The organism is Comamonas sp. SCN 65-56 (genome assembly GCF_001724135.1).
Taxonomy (GTDB): domain Bacteria; phylum Pseudomonadota; class Gammaproteobacteria; order Burkholderiales; family Burkholderiaceae_C; genus Comamonas_C.
In genome coordinates this window covers 125,331-143,073 of the sequence record NZ_MEDS01000001.1, presented here as the reverse complement: position 1 = coordinate 143,073, position 17,743 = coordinate 125,331, and the positions used below count along the sequence as shown (strand labels likewise).

The following is a 17,743-nucleotide window of genomic DNA, read 5'->3' as shown; positions in this document are numbered from 1 at the left end:
AATTTGCCTGCGCCCGAGCATGATCAACCGCCCCCTTTTTGCCGAATGAAGCCGCGCTGCGGGTCGTAGCCCCAAAGCGCCAGCATGAAAAACACCACGCCACAAACCGCCACCACCGCCCAGGCAAGCGGATTGGCCTGGCCATTCATCGCAAAGCGTATGGCTTCGACGGCGTAGGTGAACGGGTTCACCTGCGCCACGTTGAAAAGCCACAGCGCGCCCGATTCCTCCAGCTTCCACAAGGGATAGAGGGCCGAACTGATGAAAAACATCGGGAAAATGACGAAATTCATGGCACCCGCAAAATTCTCCAGCTGCTTGACATAGACCGACAACATCAACCCCAACGCCGCCAGCATGGCCGCGCCCAGCACCATGGCCGCGAGCGCCGCCGGCAGATAGGTGAGCGGCACTTCCACTCCGAAGGCCAGCGCGATCAGCAAGAACACCAGCATCTGCAGGATAGAAAGCACGGTGCTTGCCAGCAGTTTGAACCCCAGCAGCCAGCTGCGCGCCAGCGGCGCAGTGAGCAGCAGTCGCATCACCCCCATTTCACGGTCATACACCATGGACAGCGAGCTTTGCATGCCATTGAACAATGCCACCATGCCCAGCAACCCGGGGACCATGTAGACCTTGTACTCGATGTAGGTCTCGTAGGGCGGAACAATGGCGACGCCAAAAACGTTGTGAAAGCCTGCGGAAAATACCAAAAACCATAGCAACGGGCGCACGAGCGCAGAGATCAAGCGCGTAGGTTGACGCAAGAATCGCCAGATCTCGCGCCCCACCACGGCACGCAAGGCGCGCAGAAGGTGCACGGGAAGGGAGACCGAAACACCCGTCGTCATGGCCGCTGCTTGCATTGGCTCTCCTGGACATCCACACCCAAGGTATCGAGCACGTCCTTGGGATGCAGTACGCCATCCACCGGCGCGGTCGCAATGACGCCATCGCCATCACTCAGCAGGATGGGCTGGCGCAACTGCCCGTCCCACGGCCGAAACGACAGCCGCTGGCCCTTGAAGCCATCGAGAAACACGGTGGCACCGCGCAGCTTGCGCAACTGCTCGGCCACACTGGCCTTGGGATCGTCTGCCAGCACGGTGGTAATCGCCTTGCCCGCCATCCAGGCGGCCCAATCCTGGCCCTGCATCAAGCGCTGGAACTGCTTGCGAAAGCGACGCGTGAGCTGCGGACCGCCATAGCGCTCCCATTGCGGATGCCAGGCCAGCGACGTGAGGCCTGACGCCCCAACCACCGGGCGCGGCCACTGGGTGGCATACGGCACGGTGCGCGCAAACTCGCCATCGCTGTCCATCACTGCCACCACGTCGTGATCCTTGTCGCTCGTGAGCAGTCGCACATTCGCGAGATCACGTTCGCGCGGGTCGCCACTGAGCTTGAAGGGTTTGGTCTGCACGATCTTGAGGCCATAGCGCTTGGCCGATCGGCCAAATGCCTGCTGCATCAGCGCATCGCCCGGGCGGGGACCCTGCAGCATCAGCACCTTGCGCCAATTGCGCGCGGCGAGATATTGGGCGATCGCATCCATCTCCATCTGGCGACTGGGGAAGGTATGCAGCAGCACCGCGGAACACGCTTCAGCGCGCAGGCTGTCTTCGGCAAGCCCGGTGTTGAAAACGATCACGTCGCCCAGCACCGCAGGCGCCGTACGTACCAGTTCGCGCAGCGCCGGCTCCGGTAAATCGGCCACCAGGTAATGCACCTCGGCCTTCTTGAGTTCGGCCAGCGCCATGGGCAGATCGGCAGCCGTCGGCAGCACCACATCTTTGACGGACAGCGCCAGCTCGGATTCGCCGAGCTCAAACTCAGCGTCCTTCGCGGCCAGCTGCATACCCTCCACGGCCCGCCCCTGCGGCTGACCGGGATAGCCCTGCTCCATGCGCCGGCTGGCATAGCGCGGATCGTCTGCTGCGGAAATGACGGCCACGCTTACCGTACGCGCCGCCCAGGCCGACAGCGGCACTCCCAGCAGCCCCCAGAGGCCGACCGCCAGAGCCAGCAGCGCACGCCTCATGGCTGAATCAGCACGCTGTGCGGTACCCGGCCGGCAGGCACGGTGCGCAGGGCCTTGGCGGTTGAGGTATCGATGAGGGTCATGTCATCGGAAAGACCGTTGGTCACGTACAAGGTCTTGCCGTCCGGATGCAAGCCCAGACCCCATGCGCGCTTGCCCACCAGCACCTGGTGCTGCACTTTTCTGCTCGCCACATCCACCTGCGCGACGCGGTTGGCACGGCCCAGCGCCACCCAGACGGTCTTGCCGTCCTGCGTGGCCACCATGCCCACGGGCGTGATATCGGACGCACGCAAGCCATCCACGGCGAACTTGATGCTGGCCTTGACGCTGTGGCTCGCGGTATCGATGACCGTCACCCCGGCATCGAGCTCATTCGTCACCCACAGCTGCGTCCCCCCAGCCACCAGCACCAAACGGCGCGGGCGCTTGCCCACCTTGATGGATTTGAGCACTTTCTTCTGTGCCAGATCGATGTAGTGAATCGAATTGGCGACCTCGGAGGTGACGTAGGCGAACTTGCCATCGGGCGTGATGAGCACGCCCTCGGGCTCACCGCCGGTCTTGACAGTGAACAGCGGCTTCTTGCTCGCCAGATCATAGGCGGCCAGCTCGTTGTCGTCCTCGATCGAAACGTAAGCCGTCTTGCCATCAGGGCTGAGGTCGAACATCTCCGGACTCTCGCCCACCGGCACGCTATCGACCAGCTTGCCACTGGCGACGTCGACAATGCCCAGCTGGTCGCTGTCACCGCAGCTCACCACGATCTTGCTGTGCTGCTCGGTGAACATCATGGCGCGCGGGCGCTTGCACACCTCAATGGCCGACAAGCGATCGCCCTTGGTGTTGAACACCTGCAAGACGTTGTCCTTCTCGCTCGACACATAGACCCGGTCAGGCACCGCGGCCGCCTGCACCGACGCCATGACTGCCATGCTTGCCAAGGCCGCACCAACGGGCCGGCACCATTGCCCGGCCCGCACGCTGTTTCGCACCATCCATACCATGTCTTGTGTCTCCTTGTTGCCCAAAGATACCAAACTCGAAAACCTTCGTCGCACAATCAAGCAATAACGATGCCGCAAGATGCAGGAATGGAATTTGCCTGCATCGTTTGCTCAAACGCTGCCAAAGACAGACGATTGCGTTGATTTCACAGGATTTTTCATGCCAGTCCCAGTTTCCGATCGAGGTTGTGCCAGTTTCACCTGCTCCAGCAAAGAACAGATCAACCCCGGACGACGCCAATGGCTGCGCAGTGCAGCGGCTGCATCGATCACGGCGGCAGTGCCGCTGGCGGCGCGGGCACAAGCCCCCTCCGACTGGCCTGCCAAGCCGTTGCAGCTCATCGTTCCATGGCCCGCCGGCGGGGCCACCGATCTGACGCTGCGCGTGCTGTGCGAAGAGGCCAAGCCCCTGCTGAGAGAGCCCATCGTCATCATCAACAAGCCAGGCGCCGCCGGCACGCAGGTGGCCAACCTGCTCAAGCAGGCCGAACCCGATGGCTACACCATCGGCCAGATGCCGATCACCGTGTACCGCTACGCGTTGATGAACAAGGTGGCGTGGAATCCGCTCAAGGATTTCAGCCCCATCTTGCAGGTGGCTGGAACAACTTTCGGCTTGCTGGTGCCAGCCGACAGTGCCTGGAAAACGTTTGACGACATGCTGCAATGGGCCAAGGCGCACCAAGGCGAGCTGCTGCTGGGCTCCACCGGCATAGGCACTACCGCGCACCTGGCAATGGAAGAAATTTTGCTCAAGAACCAGGTCAAATACGTGCATGTGCCCTACAAAGGCACGACCGATCAAATGCTGGCGATTGCCACCAAGCAGATCATGGCCGGCGTGAATTCCACCGGCTTCGCGCCCTGGCTGGAGCAAGGCAAGATGCGCCTGTTGGCCGTCTTCAGCGCCGCACGCAATCCGCGCTGGCCCCAGGTACCCACGATGCGCGAACTCGGCTACCCGGATGCCGTGTACACCTCCCCCTGGGGCATTGCCGCGCCGGCCGGCACGCCTGCCGCAATCATCCGGAAGCTGGAGTCCGCACTCGCGCGCGCGGTGCACACGCCGCGCCACTTGCAGGAGCTGGCCCGGTTCGAACAGGACTTGGAGTATCTTGACACCGCTGACTATGCCAAGGCGCTGCGCGCCAGCGTGGCGCATGAATGCAAGCTCCTCGATCGCATGCACCTGCTGAGCCAAACCTGCCCGGTACCGACGACATGACCACCGAACACCCCCTGTTGCTGCAGGCACGCGGACTGAAGAAATCCTATGGCAGCAAGCCGGCCCTCAAAGGCGTTGACCTGCAATTGCGCGCTGGCGAAATGCTGGCGCTGCTCGGCCCCAACGGGGCGGGCAAATCCACCTTGCTGCAACTTTTGACTGGCTTGTTCACACCCGACGAGGGCGAGATCGAGGTACTTGGCCAGGACATGCGCCGCCACCCGGCGCAGGCTCTGGCCGGCCTGGGCGTGGTGTTCCAGCAAAGCGCGCTGGACATGGACCTGAGCGTCATCTCCAACCTCCTGTTCCACACCGATCTGCATGGCCTGCCGCGCGCCGTTGCGCGCGAGCGCATTGCCCGCCATCTGCCGGCGCTGGGTCTTTCAGGCCAGGAGAAAGCCCAGGTGCGCAGCCTGTCCGGCGGCAATCGGCGCAAGGTGGAGCTGGTGCGTGCCCTGTTGCACGCGCCGCGTGTGCTGCTGATGGACGAAGCCACCGTAGGCCTGGACCCGGCTTCGCGCCAGCAACTGCTTTCGCATGTGAACCACCTGTGCCACAGCGAAGGCATAGGCGTGCTCTGGACCACGCACCTGATCGAAGAAGTGCAAAACGCGGACCGGTTAATGCTGCTGCACCAGGGCAAGGTGCACTTTGACGGTTCGATTGCGCAATTCATGGCCAAGGCGGACGAAGGCAGCGATTTCAAGACCGAGATCCTGCGCCAGTTGAGCGGCCCGGCCTCGGCCAACGGCTGAGCCTGCCGCTCAGTCCCCCGCCAGGGTTGCTAGCGCGCCAGGCGCAAACGCCTGCTCGATATCGACGGCAAGCTGCTCGAACACGGCATCCAGCAGCGGACCGGTCACGCCAAACAGGGCACCCAGCGCGGCGCCATCTTCGAACAGCCCGTGCAGATACAGGCCCAGCACGTTGCCTGCGGCGTTCTGCCACGCCAATCCCGGGATGGCAACCGACGCCACATCCCCCTTGGCCGCCATGGCCGGGTGCTGCACCGTGCGGCCGCTGTGAATTTCATAACCGCTGACCTGCACGCCCGACAAGGCAGTCCAAGCCCCGTGCAGCACACCGAATCGCCAGGCACCGTGGCACACGGTCTTGCGCTGTGCAAACCGGGTCACCAGTGGCAGCAAGCCGAGCCCCGGGCCACTGCCGGCCGGCTCCATGCCATCCAGATCGATCACGGCCTCGCCGAGCATCTGCAGCCCGCCGCAGATGCCCAGCACCCGGCCACCCCGGGCGGCATGGCGGGCAATCCCTGCGGCCAGGCCCCGGGCGCGCAGCCACGCCAAATCGGAGGCCGTGGCCTTGCTGCCAGGCAGGACGATCCAGTCGACGCCTTCCAGCTGGGCCGCGTTGCGCGCCCAGACAAGCCGTACGCCCGGCACCGCGCGCAAGGCCTGGAACTCGTCCAGGTTGCTGATGCGCGGGTAGGCGACGATGGCGATGCGCGTGATGCGCTCGCCCGGCGACTCGGCAGCGCTTGCGGCGCCGTCGTCAAACCAGCCATCTTCCTCGGGCAAGCCATGACCACGGCGCATGGGCACCGCAGCCACGGTGGGTATGCCGGTCAACGCGCGCAACTGTTCGGGCGCGGGAGCGAGCAGCGCCGGATCACCCCGAAACTTGTTCAACACGAAACCCCGAATGCGCGCACGGTCCGGCTCCGGCAGCAAGGCCCAGGTGCCATACAGATGTGCAAAGGCTCCGCCCCGATCAATATCCGTTACCAGCAGACAGCGCGCCTCGGCGTGGCGCGCCACGCGCAGGTTCACCAAATCGGTGGCCATCAGATTGATTTCCGCAGGTGAACCGGCGCCCTCGATGACAACCACATCGTTCTCAGCGCGCAACGCGTCCAGCGCCGCCGCGATCTGCGGCCATACCGTTGCGCTGCGCCCATGCCACGGCAGGCGCGACAGCGCCTCATCGGCCTGCCCCATCAGCACTACCTGGCTGCGCGTATCGGTCTCAGGCTTGAGCAGCAGCGGGTTCATGCGCACGTCGGGCTGTACCCGCGCGGCGAGTGCCTGGAAATACTGCGCGCTGCCCATCTCGCCCTGTGCGCCGCCGAGTGCGGGCACCACACGGGCGTTGTTGCTCATGTTCTGCGCCTTGAACGGCGCGACTTTGAGCCCCTGGTTGGCGTAATGGCGACACAAGGCGGTGGCAAGCCAGCTTTTGCCGGCACCGCTGCTGGTGCCCAGCACCATGACGCAGCGGGCCGTCATGCGGACTGCCCCGCCAGCACCTGCTGGATGACAACTTGGTTCATGGACAACACAGAAAACGAGAACAGACCTTGCGAACCGCAGCGTAACCGCCCCTCCGCGACAAAAGCCTGAAACGTCGCGGCGCGTGGCTGCATCCAATGGTGCAGCTCGGGTAGTTTCCTGAAAAGACGAGTGGCCGGGGTGAGTGGTTCACCTCGACGTCATCAACGATTTGGAGAGTTCGTCATGAAGATGAAATTGCAAGCATTGTCGATCGCCTGTGCGGCTTTGATGGGCTTGGGCTTTACGGTTTCCACGCCTGCGCTGGCGCAAGGCCACGCGCATGCTGCCACCGCAGCAGCGCAGACGGCGCCCAATTTGCACAAAGCCATGCGCGCGCTGTGGCATGGGCATGTCGTGACCACACGCGACTATGCGATTGCCGTGTTTGCCGGTGACCAGGCCGCCACCGCCAAGGCGGCTGACGCCGTCGTCGCCAATGCCAAGGAGATCACCGGCGCAGTGGCCAGTTTCTACGGTCAGCCAGCCGGCGACGCGCTGCTCAAGCTGCTCGCGGGACACTGGGGCGCCGTCAAGGCATTGACCGACAGTGCCCACGCAGGCAATGCAGCGGCGGAAGAAAAGGCGCTGAATGACGCTGTCGCCAACGCCGGGCAGATCGCCAAGTTCCTGGCCGGTGCCAATCCCAACTGGAAAGAGGCCGATCTCAATGCCGGCCTGATCGCCCACGGCGGGCACCACAAGAAACAGGTGGACATGATGGCGGCCAAGGCGCCCAAGGCCGATCAGGATGCCGAGTGGCAAGCCATGCAAGACCACATGAACGCGATTGCGGACGTGCTGGCAGACGGCATCGCCAAACAGTTCCCTGCCAAGACGAACTGAGCTCGCAACACCGCACAAGCCGCACCGCCCCGCACGGGCGGATGCGCGGCCAAGGGTCTGACGGTCACCGAGCCGCCAGGCCCTTGTGCTTTCTACGCGCTGCGTTCCAGCGCCAGCAGCCACTCTTTGCGCGGCACGCCGCCGCCATAACCGGTGAGGCTGCCATCGCTGCCAATCACGCGATGACAGGGCACGATCACCGCAATCTTGTTGGCGCCGTTGGCCGCCGCGACGGCACGTGTGGCAGTGGGTTTGCCAATCTGGCGCGCCTGCTCGCCATAGCTGCGCGTCTGGCCGTGGGGAATCGCAAGCAGCGCCCGCCAGACGGACTGCTGAAAGGCCGTGCCTACCAGGTCCAGCGGGATGTCAAACTGGCGGCGTTTGCCAGCGAAATACTCTGCCAGTTCCTTTCCGAGTTGGCGTGTCAAGGCGTTTTCTCCAGGTACGGGCGGGCCACCGCGGGCCGCCTCCACCTGGGCGATTTCGCGCGCAAGTCCCTTGGTGCGTTCGCTGAACTCCAGAAGGCACAGACCCTTGGCCGAGAGCAAGGCCGTCATTTCACCCAAAGGGGTCGGGTAGGTGTGGGATATCAGGCTCATCTCGTCCTCGTGTGCGGCTGTGGTGCTGATGCTACGCCAACCATTTCACCATGGTGGAGCCATCATCGGGCTCCCGTGGCAGTGCAATCCATTGCCCTTGTACCGGGTGGATGGCGATGCGCTGATCGAACGCGGCCATCAGCGCCTGGTGCGTCACGGCATCACTGCTGGCGCCAAAATGCCGCAAACGCCCGTTGCACACAATCGCAACATCATCCGCCTGCAGCGCCATGTTGAGCTCATGCAGCACGCTCACGACCGCGGCACCGCCTGCCACCAGGGCACGCACCGCAGCGAGCCAGTCGGACTGGTGCGGCGGATCGAGGTGGGCCAGCGGCTCATCCATCAGCAGCACCTGCGCCTGCACCGCCAGCAGGCGCGCCAGCAACACCCGCTGACGCTCGCCCCCCGAGAGCTCTCCAAGGCGCCGGCCGCGCAGCTCCCAGCACTGCATGCGGCACAGCGCCGTGCGCACCGCGGCAAAGTCATCGTCGCCTGGCGCTGCCAGCCACGCACGGTGCGGCAAGCGCCCGAGCATCACCGCATCCCACACCAGCAAATCTTCGCCTCCGCCTTCCTGCTGGCCCATCCACGCCAGAGTACGCGCACGCTCACGCGTGGGCCAATCGGCCAGCGACCGCCCCAGCAGGCGCACAACGCCGTCACACGGCAGCAGGCCCGCCAGCACGCGCAGCAGCGTCGATTTGCCGGCGCCGTTGGGGCCGGCGATCGCACACCAGCGCCCGGGGGCAAGGTCCAACTGCACGCCATGCAAGGTGAATCCAGCGCCCAGGCGCGCCCGTGCAATCCGCGCCTGCAATGCCAGGCTGCTCACGCTGCGCCTCCTGCGCCCGGGCGTCGCCCCATCAGCCAAAACAGATAGGCACCGCCCAGCACTGCCGTCAACACCCCCACTGGAAGCTCCTGCGGCGCCACCAGCAGGCGCGCGACGATATCCGCCAGCACCAGCAGCAGCCCGCCCGCGAGGGTGGAGAGCAGCAACAGCGGCCCATGCGTGCAACGCACCATGGAACGCGCCAGGTGCGGCGCCACCAGCCCGACAAAGCCGATCAACCCGGTTTGCGCCACCGCAGCGCCGGTCGCCAGCGCCAGCACGCCGACGAGCAAAGCACGCAGGGATGCCAGCGGCAAGCCCAGGCTGAGCGCGGTGCTCTCCCCCAAAGTCAGGGCATCGAGCACGCGCGCCAACGCCCAGGACAGCAACAGCAGGGGCGCCAGCACCGCGGCCATGACGGCGCAGCCGTCCCAGCCAACGAACCCGGTCATCCCGAGCGTGAAACCCTGCATGGCCTGCAACACATCGGGCTGCGCCAACTGCACCAGATCACGCACGGCACCCAGCACAAAACCCACCACCACCCCGGCCAGCAGCAGGCGCAAGGTCTGTTGCACACCGCGTGCCAGTGCCAGCGCCAGCAGCACGCCACCCAGCGCGCCAAGGAACGCAGCCCCGGTCAAGCCCATCCGCGCCAGCCAGGGCGTGGCGGCTTGCAGCAACAGAACGCTGCCGCCACCCGCCGCCAACCCGCCCGCCCCCAGTGCCGCATAAGCCAAGGCCAAGGCCACCGCCAGCGCAGCACCGGAAGCGCTGCCCAGCAAAAAAGGATCGGCCAGCGGATTGCGAAACAAGCCTTGTGCCACCGCTCCCGCCAAGGCCAGCAGCGCGCCGGCCAGCCACGCGCCCAAGGTGCGCGGCAGGCGGATGTTCCAGACGATCTGCGCCGCCGCAGCATCATCGCGCACGCGCAGCACGCTGTCGAAGCCCGTGCTGCCGACGCTCGCCCCCCAGGCCAGCGCCAGCAGCGAGAGCACCAGCAGCAGCGCGGCGAGCCAGCGTACGCGCGACGCCGCCGGCAAAGGGGGTTCGGCTGCGCTGCCTGCCAAGGTATTCATGCCAATCACTTGAAGAGAACCAGGCGCTTGCCTGCACCGCTGGACTCGCCTTGATTTAAAGACAAATTCCACTGTAGCGCACGCCACATATGCGCATACAGCTCACTTTTTAGAATGCAACTCGCGTGCAGCACACTCTGCCATCAGGTGCGCCGCCTGCGCCATGCGCGGGCCGGGGCGCACCAGAATATCGCGTTCGGCACTGTTGAACTCACACACCCTGCCCAGCCGCAGCGCTCGCAAGCCCGTCCAGCCCGGGCGGCGCGCCATGTCGGCGGCGCTTTGCTGGCTTGCCATGATCAGGTCAGGGTTCAGACGCACCACCAGCTCGGGGTTGATGCGCGGGTACAGCCCCAGGTCCGCATCGATCGCGTTCACCAGCCCCAGCGCCTGCATCAACTCATCAATGAAAGTGCCACGCCCCGCTGCACGCGGCTCGGGCGTGATTTCGTAATAGACACGCTGGCCGCGCGCTGCCGCCGGCATGCTGCGCGCGGCCTGCTGCACACCGGCATCAATGGCCTGCAGCAGGCTATCAGCACCATCCACCTGCAGCAGCTCGCCCAGCTGCCGGGTGGTGCGGCGCATGGCTGCACGCGTCTTGGGCTCCAGCGCAAGCACCTTCAGCCCGAGTTCGCGCAGACGCACGCTGGCTCGCGAGGAGGAGGCGAGCAGCACCACATCGGGTTTGAGCGCGACCACCGCCTCAATGCTCGGGTCCAGTCCGCCGCCCACCTGAGGCAACGCATGCACAGCGTCGGGCCAGTTGGAGTAGCGATCGACACCGACCAAGCGGTCGCAGGCCTTGAGCGCGCACACGGTTTCCGTCAGGGAAGGCAGCAGGCTGACGATGCGCATCGGCGGGCGCTCGAAATGCGTGGTACTGCCTGCGTCGTCCGTGATCTCGTAGGCATGTGCCGCCGCACCGGCGAGCAGCAGGCCGGCAAGCGCAGCCCGGCACCAGCACTTCCAGGCTCTCATTCCAACACCTTCGCCCGCATGCGGCCGTGCCGCGATCCGGTCAGCGCCCCGTCCAGCGCAGGCCGACAAAGAAGCTGCGCGGCAGCGCCGGATAGCCCTGCGCCAGCTGATAGCTTCTATCGCCGACGTTGTCCACGCGCACCAACACAGCCCACTGGCGGGCAATCGTGGTGCTGGCGTAGAGGTTGACCAAGCCATAGCCACTCAAGCGACTGGTGTTGGCAGCGTCTTCCCACCGGTGGCTGGCCAGCTGCCACTCCGCCCCCAGCTTCCACTGGGCAACCCGGGTATCGGCGGCGACCTTGAGCAAGCGCTGGGCGCGGCGCGCCAACAGCGTGCCGGTCGCCAGATTCTTCGGCTGCTGCAGGTCCAGCGATGCGCTCAGGTTCACACCGGCCACCTGGTGAGCGGCTGTCAATGTCATGCCCTGCAGGCGCGCCTTGCCCGCATTTTCATAGCAGCCAAATGGGCTCAGACATGCGCCAGGAGCTCCAAAATTGATCAAATTGCTGACGCGAGTGCGGTACAGGGTGACGCCCAGACGGCTGGCCGCCTGCGCCCAGTGCAGCCCGACCTCCACGTTGCGTCCCTTCTCCGGCAGCAGTGCCGGCTGGCCGTATTCCGAAAAGCGCTGGTACAGCGTGGGCACCCGAAACGCCGTGCCAGCGGCCGCCGTGGCGCGCCAGCCCGGCGCAAACGCAAAACCGTAGGCCACGCCGCCCGTGGTCTGCCCGCCGAATTCGCTGTCACTATCGTGGCGCAGGTTGAGCTGAACGGTGTGCGCGCCCGCCACGTAGCCGTAGCCCAGCGCCAGACCGTCCTGGTGACGGCTCTGGTCTATGGGCGCATTGGCGAGATGGTCCTCGCGGCGCTCCAGCGTACCGGTGAGGGTGTGAGCCCCCTCCTTCCACTGGTTTTGCAGCAGGTAGTTGCGCAGCCGGGTCCGGGACAGATAGGGCGTGGGCACCATCTCGTAGCGCTGCTGCGATTCGCTCACGCTCAGGCGCGTGCTGTAGGCCTGGCTCCACTGCGCCGACCAGCTCGCACCCAGCGTCGCCAGGCGGTTCAGTCCGTGGTCATCCAGCCCCGGCAGGAAGCCGTCGTATTGCGCATCCATGGCAGCATAGGTGCTGGTCAGATCCACCCGATGGACATCGCTCAGCTGCAGGCCGAGGCGGCCGTTCGCCGATGTCTGGCGGTAGCCATCGCGGTCAGGGTTGGAGCCGGGGTGCGAGTCATAGCCCCGGCTGACGTCGCGCTGCAGACCCAGGGAATAGTCCAGCGCACCGTGCTTGCCCGAAAACCCGGCCTCCAGCTTGCCCGTTCGGCGGTTGCCTGCGCCAATGCCGACGTAGGGTGCGAAAGGCCCTTCGCCCTGGCGCGTGAAAATCTGCACCACGCCAGCCACGGCATCCGAGCCATAAACCGCAGCCGCCGGGCCGCGCACAATTTCGATGCGCTCCACCTGCCCCAGCGCAATCGCTTCCCAGGGAGCCCCCCCGGTTGATTGCGAGTCAACGCGTACACCGTCGATGTAGACCGCGGTAAAGCGTGTCTCCGCGCCGCGCAGGAACAGGCCCGTTGCCGTGCCCGGCCCGCCGCTGCGGGAGAGCTCGATCCCAGGCTGGCGCGCCAACAGATCGGTGATCGTCACTGCACCACTTTGCGCAATCTGGTCCCGATCGATCAGCGTCACGTCCGCCAACACATCCGTGAGGGGCTGCGCCGTCCGCGCGGCGGTAACGAGCACCTCGGAGAGTTGCGGCGCGGTGGCCGCCAGTGCCAACTGCTCGGCGCCAGGCTGGGCCCACGCCGCAGACAACACCATCGCCGCCAGAGATAGAGACAGACCTGCACGCGCCGGTGCGCGCCCGAGGCGGATATTCAAACGATTCATGATGGAGAACTCAAGGACAAGCTCCGCCAGCTTCCCCGCCGGCTCTGAGCGATCACGACGCGCGCGCCACAAGCGCGCGAGCCACCTCGTTGGCCGGTATCCGGGCTGGCGGAGTTCAAGGCGCCCAGTGGCTGTATTGCTGCAAGAGTGAATCGATTCGATTCGTCCGCTGACCGTTGCGGGGGCAGCGCAGGCTGGGCAAGCCCTTCATGGCGAAGAGCCCCTCCCTGCTTCCCGTTGAACTGCGGCGTGCGAACCACGACCGCGAGCACCAACAGCGTCGATTTTAACGGAGCCGGGCCACGGTCTTTACAATCTGCGGCCCATGGGCAACCCTTCCATTTCCCAGATCGCCGAGCGCGTTGATCGGCTGCTGCTGCGCCATGCCGAACTTCAGCGCACCAATGCACTGCTGAAGCAGCAGGTGCAGGAGCTGACACAGGAGCGCGATTCACTGCGCTCACGGCTGCAGGCGGCACGTGCGCGCATCGAATCGCTGCTGGATCGCCTGCCAGCTTCCGCCAAGAACAAGGAACAGCCGTGAGCAGCAAGCAGCTGGAAGTGCAAATCATGCAGCAGACCTACCTGCTGGCCTGCCCCGAAGGGCAGGAAGCGCGGCTGCTGGAAGCGGTGGAGCGTGTGGATACCGCCATGACACGCATCCGTGACGCAGGCAAGGTGCGCGCCCGCGAGCGTATCGCGGTACTGGCGGCGCTCAACCTCGCGTTCGAGCTGGGCGATCAGATCACCGGCTACGCAGCGCCGGTGCCACCGGCTGCCGAAGCGGCGGAAACCACCGATGCGGCGCAATGGCAGGAGCTCGCCGCCCGGCTGGACGACGCGCTGGGCAGCGACGGACAATTGCTCTGAAAATCGGCTGGACAAGCGCCGCCGCGCGCCTACAATGGGCAGCGTCTGCGGTGCTGTCGAGCTTTATATTGCCTTGAACCAATGCTCGTAGAGCACGGACTAGGTACATCACCCGGCAGGCGTGATCATCTCGCGTCAGATGAACCCAATGCCTGGTTGCCCTGGCCCACCTGAACCCCGGTTCAGGATGACGGCTCGGCAGCGTGCCGCAGACACCTTCACCCATCTCCCCGCACCGTCACTCGCGCACCACGTGCCTGAGCGTTGCCAGTGTGCGAAATTCGTCCACCGGGAGTGCCGGAGAACATAAAAACCCCTGGTAATAGGCGCAAGCCATTTGCCGCAAGGCTTGGCGCTGCGCCTCGGTCTCGACGCCCTCGGCCAGCACCTTGATCTGCAGGGCGCTGCCCATGCTCGTGATCGCCTGGACGATCGTCCGGTCACCCTCATCCTGCGGCAAGCCGCGCACAAAGGACTGGTCAATCTTGAGCTTGTGGATCTTCAGACGCTTGAGGTAGGCCAGGCTGGAATATCCAGTGCCGAAATCATCGATGGCCAGCGACACGCCCATCGCAGCCAGCGTGGCAATGCGTGCCTCCATTTCTTCGACGTCGTTGAGCAACACGCTTTCCGTCAGTTCCAGTTCCAGCAGGTGCGGTGCCAGTCCGTGGCGCGCCAGCAGCGACGTGACGCGCTCGATGAAACCCGTTTGCCGAAACTCGATGGCCGAAACATTCACCGCCACGCTGAGCTGCTCGCCCGCCGCCGCCCACTGCGCTGCGTCATGGATCGCCTTGTCCATGACCCAGGCGCCGAGCGTGGTGATATAGCCCGTTTCTTCCGCCAGCGGAATGAACTGGGATGGGGCCACCGCTCCGAGCTCCGGATCGGTCCAACGCACCAGCGCCTCGGCTCCCACGATGGCGCCGCTTTCCAGGTCAACCTGCGGCTGGTAATGCACCGCCATGTGTCCTTGCTGCAAGGCCTGGCGCAACGCATGCTCGAGCTTCATGCGCGGCAGCAGATCGGCATTCATGCGTGGCTGGTAGAAACCAAAGCTGCCGCGGCCGCGTTCCTTGACGCGATTCATCGCGGCATCCGCCTGACTGATGAGTTCGTCCACCGTATCCGCATCCTGCGGAAACAGCGTCAGACCAATGCTGCATTGCAGCGACAGCGTCAGGTCATCGACCACACACGGGCGCGAAACCGCCTCTATCACGCGCCGCGCCACCGCCTCCGCACCACCCGCGTTGGCCGCATGCAGATAAACGACGAACTCATCACCGCCGATGCGGCAGAGCATGTCCGAATGGTGCAGACAATCCTGCAGCCGGTGCGCCACCAGCCGCAAGGCCCGATCGCCGAACGGATGGCCGAGGGAATCGTTGATGTTCTTGAACCGATCCAGATCGAGCAGCATGATGGCAAAACCCGTGCCGCTGCCCTGGGCTTCGACAATCGCCTGCGACACCCGCTGCCCGAATGAAAGCCGGTTGGGCAAACCCGTCAACACATCGCGATAGGCAAGCTCCTCGGCGCGCCTTTCCGCCGCGTGCTGCGGCGTCAGGTCCTGCATGAAGCCAATCGATTGCGAGAGCCCGCCCGCGGCATCCCGCAAGGCCACCCACGACAATCGCACCACCGTGGTGCTGATACCCGGGCGTGGCAGGAAAAGCTCGCCTTCCCAGACATTGCCCTGGCTCCAGGCTTGACGCACCTGCTTCATCAGCCTCCCGTGCTCGAGCGATGGGCTGAGAAACTGCAGCGCAGGAACACCCACCACGGCAGCGCTGTCCGTCAGCCACAGCTGCTCACAGCTGGGATTGACACGCACCACCACGCCGGCGGGATCGGCGACAAAAATCGCGTCCAGACTGGATTCGAAGGCTTGCGCCGCCAATCGCAGCTCGGCTTGCTGGCGCACCTGCAGCGTGATGTCCCGGAACGTGAACACCCGCCCGCTCGGATGACCGTTGGTCCATTGCGGCACCGCGCGCCGCTCCAGTACCGTGCCATCGGTCAGATGCAGCACATCGCGTGCCTCGTGCATGGGGTCCCGCGCGAGCGCGCCCAGGCGCTCGCCGTAGGCTGCCGGGTCTTGTACCAGCGATTGCATGTGTGCGGCGATCGCGGCGTCGTTGCGTTGAATCAGCAAGCCCTGGGGCAACTGCCAGATTCTGGCCCAGGCGTGGTTGAACGCACGAATGCCGCCTTGCAGGTCGCAGCTCAGCATTCCATCAGCTGCCGCATCCAGCGTCGAGCCCAATTGCGCAATCTGTCCCAGCAATGCGCGCTCTGCCGCTTCCTCGCGCGAACAATCGCGCATCGTCATGAGCAGCAGATCCTGCGCCCCTTCGCCACGCAGCGCCGTGACACGGCGATCCACCACGATCAGTTCGTCGCGGCCGGCACGCTGAACGCTGGAGCGCGACGCGATTCCGAGCGCGAGATCCTGCGGGCTCTGACCCCAGAAAATCTGGTCTTCCGGCGTACATGCAAGCTCCAGCACCAGAGTGCCGATCATGGCCTCGGGCTCGCGCCCCACCAGCCGGCCTGCAGCTGCATTGGCATGGGCGATGCGCAGCGTCGGGCCATGCACCAACCATGCCGCCAAGTCCAGGGCATCCGCCACGGACCTCCAGCGGACCTGGTCAAGCTGCGCGATCATGCCACGCCCTCCTGCGCCGCGTCGGCGGGCTGCACGCGGTCGAAGAAATAGCACAGCTGCTGCCCCGGCAGGAAGAATTCCAGCGCCTCATCCGACAGGATATCGAACTTCACGCTGCGGCGTATCCCCTGTTCCTGATTGCTGCCGAGATCGATGACCTGCGCATCACACCGAGCCACGCCAGCCACGAAGGGCAGCACGAGGGGCCGCAGCGGAGACTGCGAATTGCTGGCTACCACGCGCGCATAACGCCCGTCGTTGAGTTGCACCAGTGAGCCCGGCGGATACACCCCCATCAGCCGAATGAAGGCGGCCAGTACCGTGGTGGCATCAAAGCGCTTGCGTTCCTGCGCAAACAGCCGCGCCAAGGCTTCATGCGGCGTGTGCGACGATTCACCATGCAAAGGGTTGCAGAGCCGGTCATACCGATTGACCAGGGCCAGGACCTTGCCGAACTGACTCATCTGCGCTGCCTCGACCCGCCGCGGATAGCCGCTGCCATCGGCCATCTCGTGGTGCTGCCCTATCGCCAGCAGAACTTCGGCTCCAAACCCCATGCGCTGGGCCAGTGCAACCGAGCGAATCACATGCTCTTCATAGACCCGCCTGTCGCTTGCCGACAATGGGGCCCCTGGTTGCGCAATGTGCGCCGGAAGGTGAATCTTGCCGATGTCGTGCAGCAGCCCGGCCACCGCCAGATGCTCCAGAGCCTGCGCCCCCAGGCCGAGGGCTCGCCCCAGAAGCAGGGACAGTACCATCACATTGACGCAATGGTTACCCTGGCGCTGACCGGTAATGCCCGTCAGCAAATGCACAGAGTAGTTTTCCGATTGCAGCAATTCAGCCACATCCGCCCGAGCCAGCGCTTCAACCTGAGCCCGCGCGGCGACGGGAGCGGAATCCACCGTCTGCGCCACCTCCGCATAAAGCGACGCTGCCTGATTGAAACGCGCCCGGCACCTGGCCTGCACTACTTCGTGGTGGTCGGCAAAACTGAGTGCCACCCCCGGCGCTTCAGCTTCAACATCCCGCTGTACGCTCGTAGGCTGGGACGGTTCATCCACCACAGGCAGGGGCGCATCCCCAGATGCCAAGGGCGCTCCCTCATCCACCACCAGACTCTTTGACGGTACATAACGCAGTTGGGACACACCCAAGTCACGCAGCACCTGTATCTGCTCTGCAGAGGAAATGCGAAAGTTGCTCGTCGGGAACGGATGGTTCATCCAGCCCATTTCGAGCTGAATGAACATGCCCACGCGGAGCCTTTCGATATCGACCAGAACAGAAGGTGGAGGCACAGTCTGCGGCGCACCCAAAAGTGATGCGAATGAATGATGGTTTACGTTGAATTATCGGCAGCTGCAGCTACCAGTTAACTGTCGAATTGACGGGTAAACAACG

At 64.8% G+C, this 17,743-nt stretch carries 16 protein-coding genes and 1 riboswitch; of the genes, 5 read left to right on the top strand and 11 right to left on the bottom strand.

Translation table 11 applies throughout. The features are described 5' to 3' along the window. Positions 1-23 precede the first annotated feature (23 nt). Genes ABS45_RS00655 through ABS45_RS00645 form a run of 3 tightly spaced genes read right to left on the bottom strand, consistent with a single transcriptional unit; the run spans position 24 to position 2,976 of the window. Positions 24-866: an ABC transporter permease gene (locus tag ABS45_RS00655; protein ID WP_291551769.1), complete on the bottom strand. Its 843-nt coding sequence runs from the start codon at positions 864-866 to the stop codon at positions 24-26. Further along, the gene (locus ABS45_RS00650) at positions 848-2,041 is read right to left on the bottom strand and encodes a branched-chain amino acid ABC transporter substrate-binding protein (RefSeq protein WP_291551766.1); all 1,194 of its coding nucleotides are present in this window, start codon (positions 2,039-2,041) and stop codon (positions 848-850) included. The genes ABS45_RS00655 and ABS45_RS00650 overlap by 19 nt, the downstream gene beginning before the upstream one ends. Beyond that, on the bottom strand, positions 2,038-2,976 hold the full coding sequence (locus ABS45_RS00645; RefSeq protein ID WP_291551763.1) for a PQQ-dependent catabolism-associated beta-propeller protein: 939 nt from the start codon (positions 2,974-2,976) through the stop codon (positions 2,038-2,040). The genes ABS45_RS00650 and ABS45_RS00645 overlap by 4 nt, the downstream gene beginning before the upstream one ends. Positions 2,977-3,208: 232 nt before the next feature. On the opposite strand from ABS45_RS00645, the gene ABS45_RS00640 reads away from it, so the two are divergent. Both ABS45_RS00640 and ABS45_RS00635 read left to right on the top strand, forming a co-directional pair. After that, the gene (locus tag ABS45_RS00640; RefSeq protein WP_291551762.1) at positions 3,209-4,273 is read left to right on the top strand and encodes a tripartite tricarboxylate transporter substrate binding protein; all 1,065 of its coding nucleotides are present in this window, start codon (positions 3,209-3,211) and stop codon (positions 4,271-4,273) included. Further along, positions 4,270-5,028: an ATP-binding cassette domain-containing protein gene (locus ABS45_RS00635; RefSeq protein ID WP_291551761.1), complete on the top strand. Its 759-nt coding sequence runs from the start codon at positions 4,270-4,272 to the stop codon at positions 5,026-5,028. Before ABS45_RS00640 ends, ABS45_RS00635 begins: the two co-directional genes overlap by 4 nt. 9 nt (positions 5,029-5,037) lie before the next feature. On the opposite strand, the gene ABS45_RS00630 is transcribed toward ABS45_RS00635, so the two are convergent. Then, on the bottom strand, positions 5,038-6,519 hold the full coding sequence (locus ABS45_RS00630) for a cobyric acid synthase (RefSeq protein WP_291551759.1): 1,482 nt from the start codon (positions 6,517-6,519) through the stop codon (positions 5,038-5,040). Between the two features lie 228 nt (positions 6,520-6,747). Here ABS45_RS00630 and ABS45_RS00625 point away from each other — a divergent pair, with 228 nt between their 5' ends. Beyond that, positions 6,748-7,407, top strand: a complete 660-nt coding sequence (locus ABS45_RS00625; RefSeq protein WP_291551757.1) for a hypothetical protein — start codon at positions 6,748-6,750, stop codon at positions 7,405-7,407. 92 nt (positions 7,408-7,499) lie between these two features. On the opposite strand, the gene ABS45_RS00620 is transcribed toward ABS45_RS00625, so the two are convergent. From ABS45_RS00620 to ABS45_RS00600, 5 genes are all read right to left on the bottom strand, one after another. Next, positions 7,500-8,006 carry a methylated-DNA--[protein]-cysteine S-methyltransferase gene (locus tag ABS45_RS00620; RefSeq protein WP_291551755.1) on the bottom strand — a complete coding sequence of 169 codons (507 nt, stop codon included), beginning with the start codon at positions 8,004-8,006 and terminating at the stop codon, positions 7,500-7,502. Between the two features lie 31 nt (positions 8,007-8,037). Then, positions 8,038-8,841 (bottom strand): ABC transporter ATP-binding protein, encoded by an 804-nt coding sequence (locus tag ABS45_RS00615; RefSeq protein ID WP_291551752.1) that lies wholly within the window; start codon positions 8,839-8,841, stop codon positions 8,038-8,040. Further along, positions 8,838-9,920, bottom strand: a complete 1,083-nt coding sequence (locus ABS45_RS00610) for an iron ABC transporter permease (RefSeq protein ID WP_291551749.1) — start codon at positions 9,918-9,920, stop codon at positions 8,838-8,840. Before ABS45_RS00610 ends, ABS45_RS00615 begins: the two co-directional genes overlap by 4 nt. Before the next feature lie 102 nt (positions 9,921-10,022). Next, positions 10,023-10,901: a helical backbone metal receptor gene (locus ABS45_RS00605; RefSeq protein ID WP_291551747.1), complete on the bottom strand. Its 879-nt coding sequence runs from the start codon at positions 10,899-10,901 to the stop codon at positions 10,023-10,025. A 40-nt stretch (positions 10,902-10,941) separates the two neighbouring features. Next, a complete protein-coding gene (locus ABS45_RS00600; RefSeq protein WP_291551746.1) occupies positions 10,942-12,798 on the bottom strand; it encodes a TonB-dependent receptor in 1,857 nt (618 codons plus the stop codon). A gap of 73 nt (positions 12,799-12,871) precedes the next feature. Next, positions 12,872-13,089, bottom strand: a riboswitch (cobalamin riboswitch). A gap of 34 nt (positions 13,090-13,123) precedes the next feature. On the opposite strand from ABS45_RS00600, the gene zapB reads away from it, so the two are divergent. Further along, positions 13,124-13,342: a cell division protein ZapB gene (gene zapB / locus ABS45_RS00595; protein WP_291551744.1), complete on the top strand. Its 219-nt coding sequence runs from the start codon at positions 13,124-13,126 to the stop codon at positions 13,340-13,342. A gap of 26 nt (positions 13,343-13,368) precedes the next feature. Next, positions 13,369-13,668 (top strand): cell division protein ZapA, encoded by a 300-nt coding sequence (locus ABS45_RS00590; RefSeq protein WP_291552119.1) that lies wholly within the window; start codon positions 13,369-13,371, stop codon positions 13,666-13,668. A 238-nt stretch (positions 13,669-13,906) separates the two neighbouring features. Here ABS45_RS00590 and ABS45_RS00585 read toward each other — a convergent pair whose 3' ends face one another. Continuing rightward, positions 13,907-16,339, bottom strand: a complete 2,433-nt coding sequence (locus tag ABS45_RS00585) for an EAL domain-containing protein (RefSeq protein WP_291551742.1) — start codon at positions 16,337-16,339, stop codon at positions 13,907-13,909. Next, on the bottom strand, positions 16,336-17,640 hold the full coding sequence (locus tag ABS45_RS00580) for an HD domain-containing phosphohydrolase (protein ID WP_291552116.1): 1,305 nt from the start codon (positions 17,638-17,640) through the stop codon (positions 16,336-16,338). The genes ABS45_RS00585 and ABS45_RS00580 overlap by 4 nt, the downstream gene beginning before the upstream one ends. Positions 17,641-17,743: the final 103 nt, after the last annotated feature.